The 880-nt window shown below is 57.6% G+C and carries 1 protein-coding gene; it reads right to left on the bottom strand.

Annotated elements, in window-relative coordinates:
• Nucleotides 1-333: 333 nt before the first annotated feature.
• Nucleotides 334-732, bottom strand: coding sequence for a helix-turn-helix domain-containing protein (locus P0D80_RS50605; RefSeq protein WP_408296389.1), 399 nt, complete (start codon nucleotides 730-732; stop codon nucleotides 334-336).
• Nucleotides 733-880 lie beyond the last annotated feature (148 nt).

Below are 880 nucleotides of genomic sequence, written 5' to 3'. Positions count from 1 at the left end.
AGCGCCCCGTTCGAGGTGCTGAGGTTGAACTTTAAGCGATGCGTTCATGCTGTTCTCCGCTCATTGATCGTCATGACAATGCCTGCGAGTGCGTGAATGACGGTGCAGCGCTCGAAGGGCTGTGCTTGTGATGGGGATCGGGCGAAGTCTGTTCCGACTGGGTGCCAGCGGTGACCAGCATGCATGCCCATGTCCACATGCCTCGATTTAGCAAGACTTTGAGCCCACGCCGGGCGTCTGCTGGCAAAGCCTCCCCCAGCATGGCCGAACGCATCACCTCGTACTGCGCGACGACGGTGGGCGAAAGCGTCGGCGGTCTGGCATCGGCTCTGGTTATCCCGCCGTTTTTTTTACACCGAAGGCACGTTCGATCGTTCTTGGATGCACATCGAGACCAAATTCATTGCGAACCAGTCTTGCCAGTTCGCGTGCCCGAATCGGCTCTCCGGGGACAAGCCGTGTCTTGAGAAACGCCAACACGTCACCCTGGATCTTGTGTGGACCATGTGGCCCTCGCTTCCTCGGCACCAGTCCTGCGATCCCACCTTCCTCGAAGTCCGTGCGGGCCTGATAAAAGGTCGGGCGCGAGACGCCGTATTCGTCGGAAACCGACGTCACCGATGCCTTCTCGACGGAGACGCGGCGCAACATCTCGTACTTCACCTGCACGGCGTCGTGCGGGTCAAAAAAACCCCCTTCCTGAAACTTGGGGTCCAGGACGTTCTCCGGCATCGGATTCAACGCGCCGTCCTCTGCGAGAACGTCGATCTTCGAGCGCTTGCGTTCACTGGGTGGGGGCACATTCAGCTCCAGATGATCAAAAGAGTTTGTGTAATTAAATTATGACGCGATTTAAGCCTTGTCAAGGTCAATCTCTGTT

Origin of the sequence: Paraburkholderia sp. RL17-373-BIF-A, assembly GCF_046030175.1 — a bacterium.
Lineage (GTDB): Bacteria > Pseudomonadota > Gammaproteobacteria > Burkholderiales > Burkholderiaceae > Paraburkholderia.
Note: the sequence above shows the minus strand (reverse complement) of the source record. Positions and strands in the feature narration are given on the sequence as shown.